This window comes from Streptosporangium nondiastaticum (assembly GCF_003011965.1).
In the GTDB taxonomy this organism is placed as follows: domain Bacteria; phylum Actinomycetota; class Actinomycetes; order Streptomycetales; family Streptomycetaceae; genus Streptomyces; species Streptomyces nondiastaticus.
Genome location: NZ_PXWG01000408.1, coordinates 1 through 390, shown reverse-complemented (window position 1 = coordinate 390; position 390 = coordinate 1). Strand labels below are relative to the sequence as shown.

Genomic DNA, 390 nt, shown 5'->3' with positions numbered 1-390 from the left:
CCGGCGCGTCCAGGTCGAACCCGAGACCACCCCGGACACCGGCGCTGTTGCGGGCCAGAGACGGCCACGACGACACAGCGGCGTCCACGGCTGCGGTGCGGGCGAGGAACCGGCCCGTGGCAGGGTCGCGCATGATCCTGGTGTCGGCCTTCGCCAGCCGGGACGCGGCGCTCACGCCGCACCTCCCAGGTCGCGCAGGAGCGCAGTGCATCGATCCGCCTGCTTACGGTTTCGGGTCGCGCCCTCTGCGTAGTAGCTGTCCATCTCCGTAGCCTCGGCAAGCAGCTGCCTGCGCCGCTCCTCAAACGCCTCCACCCACGCCTCACGCGGCGTCCAGTCGTCGATGACCGGCTTCAAGGTGTCGTCGTAGAGCAGGTCGTACACGGCCCC

General features: G+C 70.5%; 1 protein-coding gene. It reads right to left on the bottom strand.

The features are described 5' to 3' along the window. Positions 1–171: 171 nt before the first annotated feature. Positions 172–390 (bottom strand): hypothetical protein (locus B7P34_RS38065; protein WP_189383305.1); only part of this gene is annotated, 219 nt, incomplete at its 5' end.